This window comes from Rugamonas sp. GW822-FHT03B10 (assembly GCF_058801745.1).
In genome coordinates, this window is record NZ_JBXANP010000006.1 from 188,241 (window position 1) to 203,782 (window position 15,542).

General features: G+C 67.2%; 16 protein-coding genes. 7 read left to right on the top strand and 9 right to left on the bottom strand.

What is annotated here, in order from left to right; translation table 11 throughout:
* Window positions 1–1,278: a c-type cytochrome gene (locus tag AC1RQG_RS12345; protein ID WP_493131676.1), complete on the top strand. Its 1,278-nt coding sequence runs from the start codon at window positions 1–3 to the stop codon at window positions 1,276–1,278.
* Between the two features lie 111 nt (window positions 1,279–1,389).
* Here the strand turns inward: AC1RQG_RS12345 and AC1RQG_RS12350 are convergent, their stop codons facing one another.
* The 3 genes from AC1RQG_RS12350 to AC1RQG_RS12360 form a co-directional block, all read right to left on the bottom strand.
* Window positions 1,390–1,977 carry a PEP-CTERM sorting domain-containing protein gene (locus AC1RQG_RS12350; RefSeq protein WP_493131678.1) on the bottom strand — a complete coding sequence of 196 codons (588 nt, stop codon included), beginning with the start codon at window positions 1,975–1,977 and terminating at the stop codon, window positions 1,390–1,392.
* Between the two features lie 172 nt (window positions 1,978–2,149).
* Window positions 2,150–3,268, bottom strand: coding sequence for a type IV pilus twitching motility protein PilT (locus AC1RQG_RS12355; protein WP_493131680.1), 1,119 nt, complete (start codon window positions 3,266–3,268; stop codon window positions 2,150–2,152).
* 134 nt (window positions 3,269–3,402) lie between these two features.
* Complete coding sequence (locus AC1RQG_RS12360; protein ID WP_493131682.1) at window positions 3,403–4,053, bottom strand: class I SAM-dependent rRNA methyltransferase; 651 nt, start codon at window positions 4,051–4,053, stop codon at window positions 3,403–3,405.
* 219 nt (window positions 4,054–4,272) lie between these two features.
* On the opposite strand from AC1RQG_RS12360, the gene AC1RQG_RS12365 reads away from it, so the two are divergent.
* Window positions 4,273–5,097 carry a head GIN domain-containing protein gene (locus AC1RQG_RS12365; RefSeq protein ID WP_493131684.1) on the top strand — a complete coding sequence of 275 codons (825 nt, stop codon included), beginning with the start codon at window positions 4,273–4,275 and terminating at the stop codon, window positions 5,095–5,097.
* A gap of 138 nt (window positions 5,098–5,235) precedes the next feature.
* On the top strand, window positions 5,236–6,534 hold the full coding sequence (locus AC1RQG_RS12370) for a Xaa-Pro dipeptidase (RefSeq protein ID WP_493131686.1): 1,299 nt from the start codon (window positions 5,236–5,238) through the stop codon (window positions 6,532–6,534).
* Window positions 6,535–6,656: 122 nt separating this feature from the next.
* Here AC1RQG_RS12370 and AC1RQG_RS12375 read toward each other — a convergent pair whose 3' ends face one another.
* The 5 genes from AC1RQG_RS12375 to purU form a co-directional block, all read right to left on the bottom strand.
* Window positions 6,657–8,936 carry a TonB-dependent receptor gene (locus AC1RQG_RS12375; RefSeq protein ID WP_493131688.1) on the bottom strand — a complete coding sequence of 760 codons (2,280 nt, stop codon included), beginning with the start codon at window positions 8,934–8,936 and terminating at the stop codon, window positions 6,657–6,659.
* Window positions 8,937–8,952: 16 nt separating this feature from the next.
* A complete protein-coding gene (locus tag AC1RQG_RS12380) occupies window positions 8,953–9,399 on the bottom strand; it encodes a copper chaperone PCu(A)C (RefSeq protein WP_493131690.1) in 447 nt (148 codons plus the stop codon).
* Window positions 9,400–9,550: 151 nt separating this feature from the next.
* Window positions 9,551–9,934 carry a DUF2946 domain-containing protein gene (locus AC1RQG_RS12385; RefSeq protein ID WP_493131692.1) on the bottom strand — a complete coding sequence of 128 codons (384 nt, stop codon included), beginning with the start codon at window positions 9,932–9,934 and terminating at the stop codon, window positions 9,551–9,553.
* A gap of 84 nt (window positions 9,935–10,018) precedes the next feature.
* On the bottom strand, window positions 10,019–10,561 hold the full coding sequence (locus AC1RQG_RS12390) for a YaeQ family protein (protein WP_493131694.1): 543 nt from the start codon (window positions 10,559–10,561) through the stop codon (window positions 10,019–10,021).
* 30 nt (window positions 10,562–10,591) lie between these two features.
* Entirely contained in the window at window positions 10,592–11,461 is an 870-nt protein-coding gene (gene purU, locus AC1RQG_RS12395; RefSeq protein ID WP_493131696.1) for a formyltetrahydrofolate deformylase, read from the bottom strand.
* A 177-nt stretch (window positions 11,462–11,638) separates the two neighbouring features.
* On the opposite strand from purU, the gene AC1RQG_RS12400 reads away from it, so the two are divergent.
* The 3 genes from AC1RQG_RS12400 (at window position 11,639) to AC1RQG_RS12410 (ending at window position 13,800) form a co-directional block, all read left to right on the top strand.
* Window positions 11,639–12,670, top strand: coding sequence for an NADP-dependent oxidoreductase (locus AC1RQG_RS12400; RefSeq protein WP_493131698.1), 1,032 nt, complete (start codon window positions 11,639–11,641; stop codon window positions 12,668–12,670).
* A 144-nt stretch (window positions 12,671–12,814) separates the two neighbouring features.
* Complete coding sequence (locus AC1RQG_RS12405; protein ID WP_493131700.1) at window positions 12,815–13,303, top strand: hypothetical protein; 489 nt, start codon at window positions 12,815–12,817, stop codon at window positions 13,301–13,303.
* A gap of 140 nt (window positions 13,304–13,443) precedes the next feature.
* On the top strand, window positions 13,444–13,800 hold the full coding sequence (locus AC1RQG_RS12410; protein WP_493131702.1) for a KGG domain-containing protein: 357 nt from the start codon (window positions 13,444–13,446) through the stop codon (window positions 13,798–13,800).
* Between the two features lie 10 nt (window positions 13,801–13,810).
* Here AC1RQG_RS12410 and AC1RQG_RS12415 read toward each other — a convergent pair whose 3' ends face one another.
* A complete protein-coding gene (locus tag AC1RQG_RS12415) occupies window positions 13,811–14,632 on the bottom strand; it encodes an inositol monophosphatase family protein (RefSeq protein ID WP_493131704.1) in 822 nt (273 codons plus the stop codon).
* Between the two features lie 97 nt (window positions 14,633–14,729).
* On the opposite strand from AC1RQG_RS12415, the gene AC1RQG_RS12420 reads away from it, so the two are divergent.
* Complete coding sequence (locus AC1RQG_RS12420; RefSeq protein ID WP_493131706.1) at window positions 14,730–15,539, top strand: helix-turn-helix transcriptional regulator; 810 nt, start codon at window positions 14,730–14,732, stop codon at window positions 15,537–15,539.
* The last annotated feature ends 3 nt before the right edge of the window (window positions 15,540–15,542 follow it).

The following is a 15,542-nucleotide window of genomic DNA, read 5'->3' on the forward strand; positions in this document are numbered from 1 at the left end:
ATGAAGAAACTCACTCCCATCCTGGCCGGCGCCGGCGCGCTGCTGGCCACCGTGCTCGCCATCGCCCTGTGGCCGACCGACGACGCCGGCCCGGCGCCGGCCGCCACGGCCGCGCTGGCCCCGTCCGAACGCGTGGCGCGCGGCGCCTACCTGGCCCGCGCCGGCGACTGCATGGCCTGCCACACCACGCGCGGCGGCGCGCCTTACGCGGGCGGGCGCGCGCTGCCCACGCCGTTCGGCACCATGGTCACGCCCAACATCACGTCCGACCGCGAAACGGGCATCGGCGCCTGGAGCGCGGACGACTTCTGGCGCGCGCTCCACAACGGCAAATCGAAGGATGGCCGGCTGCTGTATCCGGCCTTCCCGTACACGAACTACACGAAGATCACGCGCGACGACGCCGACGCGCTGTACGCCTACTTCCAGAGCGTGCCGGCCGCGCGCCAGCCCAACCGCCCGCACCAGCTGCGCTTCCCGTACAACCAGCAAGTCATGCTGGCCCTGTGGCGCACGCTGTATTTCAAGCCCGCCGTGTTCCGGCCCCAGGCCGCGCAATCGGCGGACTGGAACCGGGGCGCCTACCTGGTCGAAGGGCTGGGCCATTGCGCGGCCTGCCACAGCGAGCGCAACGCGCTGGGCGCCACCAGCGACACGCTGTCGGGCGGCATGATCCCCGTGCTGGGCTGGTATGCGCCGTCGCTGACGGCCGACGCGGAAGCGGGCCTGGGCGGCTGGCAGCCGGAGCATGTGGCGGCGCTGCTGAAGACGGGCGTGTCGCCGCGCGCCACCGTGTTCGGCCCGATGGCCGAGGTGGTGCGGCAAAGCCTGCAGCACCTGAACGACGCCGACATCCATGCCATGACGGTCTATCTGCGGGCACTACCGGGCAAGGCGGAGAAAACGGAATTTGAACGCGACACGTCGGCCGAGGCCAAGGAATTCCTGCAGGCCGGCGCGCGCCTCTACCACCAGCATTGCGTGGACTGCCACGGCGCCAACGGCAAGGGCTTGCCGCCCGGCGTGCCGCCGCTGGCCGGCAACCGCGCGCTGACGATGGAGGAAGCCGTCAACCCGATCCGCGTCGTGCTCAATGGCGGCTTCGCGCCCGGCACGGCCGGCAATCCGCGTCCGTACGGCATGCCGCCGTTCGGCCATGTGCTCAGCGATGTGGAGGTGGCGGCCGTGGTGTCCTACCTGCGCAGCGCGTGGGGCAACAACGCCCCGCCCGTCACGGGGCAGGACGTGAACCGCTACCGCAACGTGCCGCTGGACTAGCGCCCTGCGGCGAGTGCCCGCGTTCGCGCCGGCACCTCCAGCCCCGATCGGCGGGAGGCGCGCACGCAAAAAAGCCCGCCTGAGCGGGCTTGCACCGGACAATGACGGGACTTAACCTTGACGGCGACGTGCCACGAAGCCGACGAAGGCCAGGCCAGCCAGCAACATGCCGTAGGTGGCCGGCTCCGGCACGGCCGTCACGTTGACGTTGTCGAGTACCGCGCCGACGTTGTCGCCACCGTGGTTATGGAAGCTCAGCGTGTACAGGCCACTGGCGCCGGCCGTGAAGGTCAGCCCATGGTTGCCGAAGGGATCGGCGGAGGCCAGCGTATAGCTGCCGTTAGCGGTGCCGAAACTGACGTCAACCGTGTCGTTGGCATAGCCGCGCTTATTGCCACCCAGGTCGAAGGTGGCGGTGTAGGTGACGCCATTCGTCAGGCTCAGTGTCTTCGAGAAAATGCCTGCCTGCGAAGTGGAACCGTCCAGGTCGATGTAATGACCGTTGCCTGGGAACAGATCAAAAAAACCGGTGCCGATGGTGTCGACAGTACCGGACGACACCGTCCAGCCGCCAGCGAAGGTGGTCGTGTTCAAGCCGAGCGTATCGCCGTTGAAATTGTCGGTGAATACGGGGGTGGAAGCCTGTGCCATCGAGGCCGTTGCCAGCAAAGCGGCAAGAATCAGTTTGCGCATCGTCATCCTCTTTTCGTCTTAATTACCATTAATTTAGAAAACGCTTTCAATTTTAGCACAATAGTTTTCAAAAATACATCCCACCCGGCGCAACAATGTACCAATGGCGTCACCCCATGCCAGCGTGCGCAGCCGAACACCGGCCCGCGCTCGTCGGCGCAGCCGCGTGCCCCGGACTTCAACGCCCGGCCAAGCCGATGCGATCGGTGCTGGCGTTGCGCGCGTCCTCCGGGCTGACCTTGCCGGCCGCCAGCAGCGCGCGCAGCGAGGCGTTCATCGGATGGCAGCCGGGCGCCGATTTGCTCTCCATCCAGCCACGGATGGACGACACGTTGCCGCTGGCGATCATCTGCACCACCTCCGGATTCGAGGTCAGGCATTCGGTGGCCAGGTGGTAGCGCTCGCCCTCGACGGACGGCAGCAGCGCCTGGCACAGCACGCCGCGCAGCGCGTGGGCCAGCGCCTGCGATTGCGGCTCCGTGTTGCCCAGCAGGCGCACCATCTTCTGCAAGCCAAGCTCCGTCGAGCGCGCGTGCAGCGAGGCCAGCACCAGCGGGCCCGATTCGGCCAGCGCCAGCGCTTCCTGCGCCGTCTGGGCGTCGCGGATCTCGCCGATCACGATCACGTCGGGCCGCTCGCGCAGCGCGTCGAGCGCGCCCAGGTAGAAGCTTTCCACGTCGCCGTCGAAGCCGACCTCGCGCTGGGTGATCACGCATTTGCGCTGCGGGATCAGGGTCTCCACCGGGTCTTCGATCGTGATGATGTGGCCCGAGCGGTTCTTGTTGATCTCGTCGAGCATGGAGGCGATGGTGGTCGACTTGCCCTGGCAGGTGTCGCCGATGATCAGCACCAGCCCGCTGGCGAGCTTGGCGAAGTCCATCTCGTCCTGGCGCAGGCCCAGCTGGCCCAGCGCCATCGGCTCCTTGGGGAAGCGCCGGATCACGCAACCGAGCCGCTTCTTGCCCTGGAAGGTGAAGCAGTTGGCGCGGATGCGGGCCGTGTGCAGGTCGATCGAACGGTCGAACGCGCGGTCCTGGATGCGCTCGGCCCAGTTGGGCTCGACCACCTCGAAGAATTCCTCCAGCTCCTCGCGCGTGATGGGCGAATCCGTCACGGCCACCAGGCCCTTGGGCTGGCGCAGCAGCAAGGGGCTGTTCTGGTGGATCAGGATGTCGCTGAAGATCAGCTTGGAGTTCAGCAGGTGCAGGATCTGCTCGACCAGCGTGCCGAACACAGGATGGTCTTCGTTCTCCACATAGGACAACGTGCGTATTTGCGACGACAAGTGATGTTCCATCTTTGCTCTGATCTCCGGGTCCGTTGCGACGTTGGCCTGCCATCTCCAACCGCTACGGCGATTATAAGACCAGCGCCAAAGATTGCCACCAGAAAATTAATTTTCTGAAACTCGGGCGCAACACGGGCGCGCCGTCAGCGCGGCTGGCGGGTCTTCGGGTACTCGAAGCCGGTGCGCAGGTCCATCTGCCAGCGCTGGCCGGCGTCCGTCACCGTGGCCCGGTCCGGCGGCATGTCGCCGGCCAGGGCGCCCGAGAACAGCGGCAGGCCCTCGCCCTTGCGCACCAGTTCCTCGCAACGCTCGTAGACGTTGGGACAGCCCGTTTCCGCGAGCAGGGCCTGCACGATGGGCACCTTCCACGCGTCCACGCCGCCGGCCTGGAAGCGGCAGATCAGGTAGCCGGACGGGCCGCCGTAGCTGTCCACCAGCAGGCCGGGCAAGCCATCCTCCTCGCCCAGCACCAGCGGCACCAGGGCCGTGGCCTCGGCCTGGCGCCAGCCGGCGGCGCGCCTGGCGATGGCGGCCTTGACGCGGCGCTTCATCAGCGCATGGTCGATCGGCTCGTCCTCGCGGAAGCTCCACACGCGCGCGCGGATCTGCGATTTGGCGTTGTAGGCGGCGCGCGCCAGGAACTGGCGCGACGAGCTTTGCACGATGGCGGTCGAACCGGGCTTCATTTTTTCCTGCGGCTTGCCGTCCACTTTTTCGATCGCGGACGCGTAAATCCACGGTTCGCCGGCCAGCAAGCTCTTTTCCTTGCCCTGTTTGATGGTGATGATCAGCATGGTATTCCAGTGAGGTTGACCGGCCTGGCCGGTCAGAGTGACGTGGCGCCGGTTGGCGGCGCAGATACCGGCATGATACCGCATGGCGCGCCGCAGCCGGCCAGCATGCCGCCCTTGCATTCTGCGCCCCCGCTTGTGCAGTCTGTCGCAACGCGCTGTCCGCACGTCTGGCGCACCGCTAGCATGCAGCTTATCCGTCATCGCCAACAGGAGACCACCATGCCAGTCACGACCGCCGCTGCCACCACCATCCCATCCCCGGCTTCGCCATCCTCCCGCCATCGTCCCGTGCTGCGCGCCCTGCTGCTGGCGGCGGGCATGCTGACGGCCGCCCTGCCCGCCGCGCCGGCGAGCGCCTCGCCACTGGGCTGGTTCAGCGGCGACCGGGTCCAGGGCAGCGGCAACGTCGTCCGGCAGGCGCGCCAGGTCGAGCATTTCACGGGGGTGGACCTGAACATGGCCGGCAACGTCGAAGTGCGGCTGGGCGCCACCGAGGGCGTGACCATCGAAGTGGACGACAACCTGCTGCCCCTGATCGACACGTCGGTCGACAATGGCACGCTGCGCATCCGTCCGCAAAAACGCGACATGCAGCTGGAGCCGCGCACGCTGAAGATCGTCGTGCAGGCGCGCACGCTGGAGCACCTGACCGTGGCCGGTTCCGGCACCATCACCGCCGACGGCCTGCATGGACGCAGCCTGGCGTTCGACGTGGCCGGCTCGGGCGGCATCGAGGCCAGCCACCTGGACGGCGGCTCCGTCTCCATCTCGCTGGGCGGCAGTGGCGTCCTGCACATGGCCGGCAAGGCCGACCGGCTGCAGGTCTCGGTGGGCGGGTCGGGCAAGGTGCAGGCCGACGAGCTGGCCGCGCGCGATGTCAAAGTCAGCCTGAGCGGCTCGGGCAAGGCCCGGGTCTGGGCCAGGGAGACGCTCAATGTGAACGTGGCCGGCTCGGGCGAAGTCGCGTATTACGGCGACCCGCGCCTGACCCGCAGCGTGGCCGGATCGGGTGATGTGCGGCGGCTGGGCGCCGCGCCGCAGTGATGGCGGCCGGGCGCACCCAGTGATCCCGGCCGGCTCCCCGGCCTGGAATAAAGTAGTTTAAGTTTAAAAGAATTGTCGTGCGTGGCGCCGACATGGCGCTATATACTCTCCGTTCGAATAACACACCGGGAGACTTATTTGAACCGCACGACCACCTCCTTGCGCCGCGCGCTGACGCTGCCCGCGCTGCTGCTGGCCTGCGCCGGCGCCTGGGCCGCCGATGCCGCGCCGGCCCCGCACATCACGGCCGTCAAGGCCGCCCACATGCTCGACGTGCGCAGCGGCGCCATGGTCGACCAGGCCGTGGTGCTGATCGCCGACGACCGCATCACGGCCGCCGGCAGCAAACTGGCCATTCCCGCCGGCGCCAAGGTGATCGACCTGGGCGACAAGACCCTGCTGCCCGGCCTGATCGACATGCACACCCACCTGACCGGCAACCCCGAGGACGCCGGCTACGCCAGCGTGGCCATCTCCGTGCCGCGCGCCACGCTGACGGGCGCGCGCAACGCGCTGCGCACCCTCAACGCCGGCTTCACCACCGTGCGCAACGTGGGCGCCGAAGGCTACGCCGACATCGGCCTGCGCGACGCCATCAACGCCGGCGACGTGCCCGGCCCGCGCATCTCCGCCTCCGGCCCCGCGCTCGGCATCACGGGCGGCCACTGCGACGACACCATGCACGCGCCCGAATACAAGCTGCAGGCCGAAGGCGTGGCCGACGGCGTGGACGAAGTGATCAAGCGCACGCGCCAGGTCATCAAATATGGCGCCGACGTGATCAAGATCTGCGCCACCGGCGGCGTGCTGTCGTTCGGCGACGACCCGCGCGCCTCGCAGTACACGCTGGAGGAGATGAAGGCCATCGTCGGCGAGGCGCACCGGCTGGGCCGCAAGGTGGCGGCCCACGCCCACGGCGGCGACGGCATCCGGCTGGCCGTGCTGGCCGGCGTGGACTCGATCGAGCACGGCTCCTACATCGACGACGAGGACATCAAGCTGATGAAGGAGCACAAGACCTGGCTGGTGCCCACGCTGTACCTGGGCGACTGGCTGATCGAGAACGCCGAAGCGATCAAGCTGCCCAAACCGCTGCTGGAGAAAGCCAAGGTGGTGCTGCCGGCCGCGCGACGCAACGTGGCGCACGCGATCCAGCAAGGGGTGCCGGTGGCGCTGGGGACCGATGCGGCCGTGTATCCGCACGGCCTGAACGGGCGCGAGTTCGCCGTCTACGTCAAACTGGGCATGACGCCGCTGCAGGCGATCCGCAGCGGCACCGTGAACGCCAGCCAGCTGCTGGGCTGGAGCGACCGCGTGGGCGCCATCGAGGCCGGCAAGTTCGCCGACATGATCGCCGTGAACGGCGACCCGCTCAAGGACATCACGGAACTGGAGCGCGTGCAGTGGGTGATGAAAGGCGGCGCCGTGGTGCGCTGATCGTCCCGCCGCCGTCGCAAAAGGGACAGCCCCGAGGGTCTGTCCCTGGTAACAATAGGGTCTGACCCTTGGGTCTGACCCTGGTTTTTCACGCCAGGGATCTGCCCCTGGCTTCCCCCGCCTCACAAGTCGTACTTCAACTCCGCCACCAGCGTGCGCTGGGTGTAGGGATGAAAGGCCCAGTACTTCGCGTTGTTCAGGTTGTCGACCCCGGCCGACGCCGTCCAGTGCCCATCGAGCCGGTAGCGCACCCGCACATCCATCACCAGGAACTTCGACACGCCCGTGTAGGTGTTGCCGTTCGGGTCGCTGTTGTCGAGCGTGCCGTACTGCTTGCCGCTATAGCGCACGCCGTAGGTTCCGCTCCACTGCGCGTTGGCCTGGTAGGCGGCCAGGAAGTTGGCGCGCCAGCGCGGCACGCGCGGTTGCAGCTTGCCCACGCTGGCCGGGAACGCGTCGTTGGCCACGATGCGCGAATCGGCATAGGTCAGGCTGTCCGTGATGGCCAGCCCCGGCACCAGCACATTGTCGGCCTGGTGCGAGAACTCCAGACCCGTGGTGCGGATCTTGCCGACATTCTGGACGGTGTTGACGGTCGGCGTCAGCGGCTGCGAATACAGCGCGTCGCGCGTGACCTCGTGGAACAGCGTGGCGCGCAGGCTGGAGTCGGCGTTCAGGCGTTCGGCCGTCAGCTCGCTGGTCCACGATTTTTCCGCCTTCAGGCTGGGGTCCGTGTACACGATCTGGCCGTCCACGATGGCGCCCTGGAACAGTTCGGCCGCTGTCGGATTGCGCACGGCGCGGCCGGTCGACGCCTTCATCGTCCATTCGTCGCTGGCGCTCCATGCCAGCGCCGCCTTGGGCGACCATGCCGTCTCGCTGCGGTCGGCGAATGGCAGCAGCTTGCCTTTGGCGCCGATCCGGCCATCGAAGGCTTGCCAGTGCTCGAACCGCGCCCCCAGCGTGGCTTTCAACACTGGCGCGATGCGCCAGGTATCCTGCGCGAACAGGCTTTCCAGCCGGGTGTCGCCATTGAAGTCGGAGACGGGCGCGCCATCGGCCGCATGCAGCCAGTCGCCGCTGCTGAACACGTGGGTGCGCAGTTTGGCGCTGTCGCGCTGCACGCCGAAGTCGACGATGTGGGCGCCCGCCATGCCGTCAGGACGCCACGTGCCTTTCAGCGCCAGCGTGTTCCAGCCGCTGCCGCCCATGTCGGTGATGTTGCCCTGACCGTTGCTCTGCGCGTCGGCCACCAGCACGGTGGGCGTGCGCACCAGGTCGCGGTGGTAGTCGTACAGGCTGGCCGCCACCTCCCAGTCGAACACGCCCTTGCTATGGCGCTTGAGCGACAAGCCGTGCATCAGGTGTTCCAGGTCGCCCACGCTGGGTGCGAAGTCGGAGGCGAGCAAGGTGTAGGTCTTGCCGCCGAAGTTGATGCGGTTCTTGTCGTCGCCCGTGTAGACGGCGTTGCCGGCCGCGTCGCGCAGGTAGGAATCGGCATGGCGCTCGGCGTCGTTCTTCCACCAGCCCAGCGTGTAGCTGGCCCGCAGCACGGGCGACACGTCGTACGCCAGCTTGACCTTGGCGTGGTCCTGGATGGTGTGGATCTGGTTGGTGGAACCGAGGATCAGCCAGTCCTGGTTGACGGGATTGCGGTCGGCCAGCGCGCCCGTCACGGGCAGGCCGGCGGCGCCGGGCACGCCTTTGCTGGTCAGTTTGTTGGCGAAGGCGATCGGCTGGCCATTGCTGTCCAGCCGCGACAGGTCCAGCCACCACGACCACGCGCCCTGGCGGTCGCCGATCGACGCGCTGCCCTGCTTGCCGAAGTAACGGGCGTCGGTGCCGTACTGCTCGAACGCCTGGCCGAAGCCGGACAGCTTGAAGTGGGCTTCAAAGCGGGTCGGCATGCGGGTCATGAAATCGACCACGGCGCCGACCGAGTTGCCCGCGTAGGCGGCCGAGAACGGGCCGTACAGCACGTCCACGCGCTCGATCTCCTCGGGCGTGACCAGGCCCCAGCGCGGCGTGTAGGTGGCGCCGTTGCCGAGCAGGTTGGACAGCAGGATGCCGTCCGCGTACACCATCGAGCGGGCGCTGTTGCCGGTGCCCGAGGCGCGGCTGGCCAGCACGGCGTGGTCGTAGTCGCCCACGTAGCGCTTGCGCACGTTCAGGCTGGGCAGGTACTTGAGGGCGTCCTCGCTGTCGAGGGCGTTGACGCGCTCCTCGATCTGCGGGCCGGTGATGCCTTCGATGGTGGTGGGGATCTGGGTCGGCAGCGAGCTGGGACGGCCGCCGTTGATGGCGATCACCGTCAACGGCTGGGCCTCGTCGGCCATCGCATGGCCGGCGCCCAGCAGGGAAAGCAGCAACACCAGTGGTTTGAGACGGATACGTGAATTCATGGCACGCTCCGTTGGTTCAGTGTCTGGGGGCTGTGTAATTGAGCGCCTTGACCGGCACCGACAACGACACGGTCTCCGTCTTCTTGTCCTGGTTCTGGATCACCAGCGTCATCGGCACCGTGTCGCCCTCCTTCAACTGGTGCTTCAGGTCCAGCAGCATCACGTGGTAGCCGCCGGAGGCCAGGTTGACCGGTTTGCCGGCCGGCAGATCGAGGCCGGCGATGGCGTGCATGCGCATCATCTGGCCTTCCATCGCCATTTCGTGGATCTCGACCACGCCGGCCGCGCTGGAGCGCACTTCGACCAGGCGCGCGTCACGCGCCGACTGCAGCTGCATGAAGGCGCCCGTGGCCTTGGCGGTGGGCACGGTGGCGCGTATCCACGCATCCTTCACGGTGACCTGGGCCATGGCGCAGGTGGCGAGCGTCATCGACGCGAGGAAAGTCAGCAATTGCTTGTTCATGTTCGTTCTCTCTTCAAGTGGGGGCGGCCAACGGCGGACGCGCAGCGGCGGTACGCGCGGGAGGCGGCATCTGTTCAGGCGCGATCGGGCGCCGGGGCTAAGCGGATGGAGCGGAAACGGGAGCGGCGCGGCGCGCGCAATGCGACCGCGATCAGGCGGCGGGCGGGCCGCGCGGGCGGGAGGCCGACCACGCCGTCAACGGCGCGGGCGAACGGTAGAACAGGAAGGGTTGAATCGAGTGCGTGCTGAACAGGCCCAGCCCGGCAACGACGGTGGGCAGCAGGCCATAGCTGCCCGCGTGCGGCGTGCAATAGCCGCAATCGTCCATGCTGAACATGGCCTGGTGCGTGGCCGGGTGTTTTGCGTCGTCGCCGGCCGGCTGCGCTTGCACCGTGCCGCGGCAGATTTCCCAGCTGGACGGCTGGCCTTGCACGAAGGCGACGGCATGGGAAATCGATGGTGCGAGCGCGTTCATGAGGATCGCAAAACATGCGATCCAGATGTGCAACGTGCGTCGTGTCGATTTCCTGAACATGGGTCGATTATAGCCGAGTGCATATTTTTCGCCGCGCCGAAGGCCACGGCGAACTTGATTTATGCTGTCCTTTTCGGGAAAAGGTCAGCGCTCGGCCTTGAACGTCTCACGGCCGATTTCCACCGTCGCCGCGCCGTCCGTCAGCCAGATCTGGCCATCCTGGATCGTGCACTGCAGCTGCATGGTGCGCTGGGCCATCTTCTCCAGCTGTTCGGCGGCCTCGGCCGGCAGGTTGATCACGGTCAGGTTCTTGCACCGTTCAACCTTGTTGGCCAGCTGCTTCCACCAGATATGGCTGGTGGCGCTGTAGCTGTACACCACCACGTGCTCGGAACGGCCGCAGGCCTTGAGCAGCTTCTTCTCGTCCGGCTGGCCCACCTCGATCCACAGCTGGATGGCGCCCGTCAGGTCCTTATGCCACAGATCGGGCTCCTCCACGTCGAACAAGCCCTTGGTGAAGGTCAGCCCGTCGCAGGCGTGGATGGCGAAGGCCAGCAGGCGCACCATCATGCGCTCGTCCGTCTCGGACGGATGGCGCGCCAGCGTCAGCACCTCGCCGCCGTAGTAGTTGCGGTCCATATCCGCGATTTGCAGATCGGCTTTGTAGATTGTCGCTTTGAGGGCCATCTTGTGAAACTCTGTAAATGATATAAACGATTATTTGAATACGACGGTCTTCTCGCCGTTCTGCAGGATGCGGTGTTCGACGAACCACTTGACGGCGCGCGCCAGCACCACGCATTCCACGTCGCGGCCGATGGCCGACAGCGTCTCGGCGTCCATCGAATGGTCGACCCGCTCCACGTCCTGCTCGATGATCGGGCCTTCGTCCAGGTCGCCGGTGACGAAGTGGGCGGTGGCGCCGATCAGCTTCACGCCGCGGTGGTGGGCCTGCGCGTACGGCTTGGCGCCCTTGAAGCTGGGCAGGAAGGAATGGTGGATGTTGATCGCCTTGCCCTTGAGCGCGGCGCACAGTTCGGGCGACAGGATCTGCATGTAACGGGCCAGCACCACCAGGTCGATGCCGTGGGTGTTCATCAGCTCGATGATCTTCGCTTCCTGCGCGACCTTGGCTTCCTTGGGCGCGCCGGTGGCCAGCGGCAGGTGGTGGAACGGGATGTTGTAGCTGGCCGCCAGCTGGTAGAAGTCCATGTGGTTGGACACGATGGCCGGGATCTCCACCGGCAGCAGGCCGCTCTTGTAGCGGAACAGCAGGTCGTTCAGGCAGTGGCCGATCTTGGACACCATCAGCATCACGCGCGGCTTGTAGCGCGCGTCGCGCAATTCCCAGTTCAGGCCCATCTCGGCCGCCAGCAACGCGAAGTCGGCGCGCAGCAGCGCGTCGCCCACGGCGCTGTCCTCGAGCGCGAAGTGCACGCGCATGAAGAACAGGCGCGATTCGCCGTCGCCGAACTGGGCCGAGTCGATGATGTTGCAGCCGTGGTCGGCCAGGAAGCCCGATACGCGATGAACGATACCGCGCTGGTCCAGGCAGGAGAGGGTCAAAATGTATTCGGGGTGGGTCATGGCTGCTATTGGGCAATGATGGGTTATCAGAACAAGGGCGATATTGTCGCATGCCGGAGCCCCTGCCGTAAAAAAGTGGGCAAACCGGCATCCCCGCGCACCACATATTCCGAAATAGCACGATCGTGCATTTATACGGTATAGTGGACGCCACCTACCCCCAACAGAGGAAGAAAAATGACAACGAACGTCTTGGAGAACCTGCAATTCCGCCTCGCCGCCCGCCCCGTGGGCATGGTCAAGGCCAGCGACTGGCAGCAGGTGGTGGAGCCGGTGCGCGAACTGGCCGACGGTGAAATCCTGGTCAAGGTGCTGTACCTGTCGCTGGACCCGGCCATGCGCGGCTGGATGAACGACGCCAAGTCCTACATCCGCCCGGTGGCCATCGGCGAGGTGATGCGGGCCGGCGGCATCGGCGTGGTGCTGGCCTCGCGCTCGCCCAAGTTCGCCGTCGGCGACCACGTGTCGGGCGGCACCGGCGTGCAGCGCTACTGGATCGGCAAGGCCGACGACAAGGCCGGCGCGTTCTACAAGGTCGATCCGGCGCTGGCGCCGCTGACCACCTACCTCAACACGCTGGGCATGCCCGGCATGACGGCCTACTTCGGCCTGCTCGAATCGGGCCAGCCCAAGGCCGGCGAGACGGTGGTGGTGTCGGGCGCGGCCGGCGCCGTGGGCCAGACCGTGGGCCAGGTGGCCAAGCAGCTCGGTTGCCGCGTGGTCGGCATCGCCGGCGGCAAGGAGAAATGCGATTTCGTCGTCAACGAGCTGGGCTTCGACGCCTGCATCGACTACAAGCACGGCTCCGTGCGCGACGGCATCAAGCAGCATTGCCCGCAAGGCGTGGACGTGTATTTCGACAACGTTGGCGGCGAGATCCTCGACACCGTGCTCACCCGCATCAACCTGAAGGCCCGCATCGTGATCTGCGGCGCCATCTCGCAGTACAACAACACGGAGGCCGTGAAGGGGCCGGCCAACTACCTGTCGCTGCTGGTCAACCGGGCCCGCATGGAAGGCATCGTCGTGTTCGATTACGCCGACCGCTACCACCAGGGCGAGGCCGCGCTGGGGCAATGGCTGAAGCAAGGCAAGATCAAGAGCAAGGAAGACGTGGTCCAAGGCATCGAGCAATTCCCGCAAGCGCTCAACATGCTGTTCGAAGGCAAGAACTTCGGCAAGCTGGTGCTGCAGGTGGCGCAGGACTAAGCGCTCCCCGGGGCGGCGATGCGCCGCCCCGCCCCCATCTTCACGCGACGGCGGAACTTCCGCGCGCCGCCCGCGTCTATCCCAAGTCTGCCTTTGCCGTCCGGCCCCGCCGGACGTTTCCAACCGCCAGCTTGAGGATACGCCATGGAACCACTCATCACCCCCGCGTTACGCGCGCATTGCGACGCCCTGATCACCTATTCCACCGACGTCAGCCAGCACCTGCTCGACACGCTGCACAAGATCGGCGCCCTGAACCTGCAACTGGCACGCGGCATGCTGGCCGACCTCGGTCAGATCGGCCAGCGCACGCTGGCCGGCGGCAACGCGGCCGAACTGGGCGCGGCGCTGGGCAGCAAATTCAACCCCGTCAACGGCGCGCTGCGCGACTACCAGCGCAAGCTGGCCGACACCATGGCCCAGGCATGCGACGAGCTGGCGCGGGCCACGGAAACCCATCTGCCCAAGCTGAGCCGCTCGGCCACGGCCGTGGCCGAGGACACCATGCGCCGCGCGTCGGAGGAAGTGGGCAAGGCCACCGAACGCCAGCAGCAGGCGGCCGAGCACATGCGGGCCGGCATCCAAGGCGGCGACGGCCACGCGGACGAGCACACGGGCCAACTGCCGCACTGAACGACGCGGCGCGCCGCATGGAACTTCCACCGGCGGCCCGTCTCTAACCACGCAGGGCAGTCCGGGCTTGTCCGCCCCGCCGGCGACATGGCGTGCCGCCCTGCGATAAACAATCATTTCCCATGACTAAGGAGGTCGATATGGCCAGCAATCACGGTAACGATCAGGGCAAAGGCGGCACGACGAAAGGCACGGCCAAACGCGGCTTCGCCGCCATGAGCGAAGCGCAGCAGCGCGAAATCGCCAGCAAGGGCGGCCAGGCCGCGCACCAGAAAGGCACGGCGCACGAATTCGATTCGGAGGAGGCGCGCCGCGCCGGCCAGAAAGGCGGCGAGGCCGTCAGCCGCGACCGCGAACACATGGCGGAGATCGGCCGCAAGGGCGGCGAGAACCGGCAACTGGCGGCGCGCCAGAACGGCAAGGCGCGCGCCGCCGCCAGCTCGCAGCAGCAGGAGCAGAGCGGCGCCCGCCAGGGCGGCAAGGAGGACGACAGCTGAGCGCCGTCGTCTAGGCCAGCACCTCCTGCAAGCGCAGCAGCATGGACGCGTGCGCGCGCGGCGGCCCGGCCGCGATGTCGGCCGACAGCAAGTGGTAAGGCGCGCCATCGACCTGGCTCACCATGCCGCCCGCCTCGCGCACCAGCAGGGCCGGCCCCATGCAGTTGAAGCCATCCTCGCCGAATTCCCAGAACGCGTCGAGGCGGCCGCAGGCCACGTAGGCCAGCTGCAGCGCCGTGGAACCGAGGTTGCGCACGGCCGCCACGTCGGGCAGCATGGCGCTCAGCGCGCGGCCGGCGCGGCCCACGGCGCGCGGCTGCTTGACGGCGAACGGCGGCTGGTTGGTGGCCACCACGCCGTTGTAATGGCTCTCGCGCCCGCTCACGCGCACCGGCTCGCCGTTGCACCACGCGCCGCCGCCCCACACGGCATGGAACATCTCGTCATGGGCCGCGTCGAACACGGCCACGAACACGGGCACGCCCTCGCGCACCAGCGTCAGTGACATGGCCCAGTTCGGCATCGCGCGCAGGAACTGGGCCGCGCCGTCGATCGCATCGCAGATCCAGTACTCGCCGCGCGCCAGCAAGGCGATGGCTTCCTCGTCATCGCCGGCGGCGCCCTCGAACTCCCCCTCCATCCAGCCGATGCGCGGATACAGCTCGGCCAGACCGCAGCGCAGCGCGGTGGCCGCCTCGCCGTCGATGCGCTGGAAGGCGGCCGCCATCTCATCCAGCTCCACCACCGGCTCCAATTGCCAGAACGTGTCACACAAGGATGCTCCCACGGTCCGCAACAGGGCCAGCACCTCTTCGGTATCGATTGCAGTCATGTTAAATCCTTGCTATAAATGAAAGTCCTAGCATGCCAGCAGCGCCGTCGTCCGGCTAACTGGCGCCAGACAAGAGATAACGCGATCGGGCCACAATATGCATTTGCACCCTCCTCCCTTTGAAGAACGCCGGCTGTCGGCCGACTTCCCCATGCTGCTCAGTCCCACCCACGCCGGCCTGTCCGGGACGGAAAGCGGCAAACACGTCCACCGTCATCCGGAAGGCCAGATGTTCATCGCCCTGCAAGGCCTGATCGTGCTGGAAGCGGGCGGCAACCGCACCGTGCTGCCGCCCGGCCGGTTGGGCTGGGTGCCGCCGCAGATGGCGCACGGCGCCAGCGTCCACGGCAGCAAGCTGCGGCCCGGCCTGGCCGGCTACACATTGCACCTGGCGCCATCGCTGTGCGACGCGCTGCCGGCGCAGCCGCAGGTGTTGCGCCTGTCGCCGGTGGCCAGCGCGCTCTTCGAGCGCATGCGTGGCTGGCCGCGCGGCACGCCGGCCGACGCGGCCGAGCACCGGCTGATGATGGTCTTCCTCGACGAGATCAGCCGCGCCGAACCGGACCCGCTGCGCCTGATCATGCCGCGCCATCCGCGGCTGCTGGCCATGGCGACCAGCATCGCCGAGAACCCGGCCGACGAGACCGATCTCGACGGCTGGGCGGAGCGGATAGGATTATCGCGGCGCAGCGTGACGCGCCACTTCCGCGCGGAAACCGGCATGTCATTGGTGGAATGGCGCCAGATCGCGCGCCTGCAGAAAGGCATGGAACTGCTGACGGCGGGCGAATCGGTGACGACGGTGGCGATGAACCTCGGCTACGACAGCGTCAGCAGCTTCATCGCCCTGTTCCGCCGCATCCTCGGCACCACGCCCGCCAAGTTCCTGCCGTGGGGCCAGGTCTGAAAA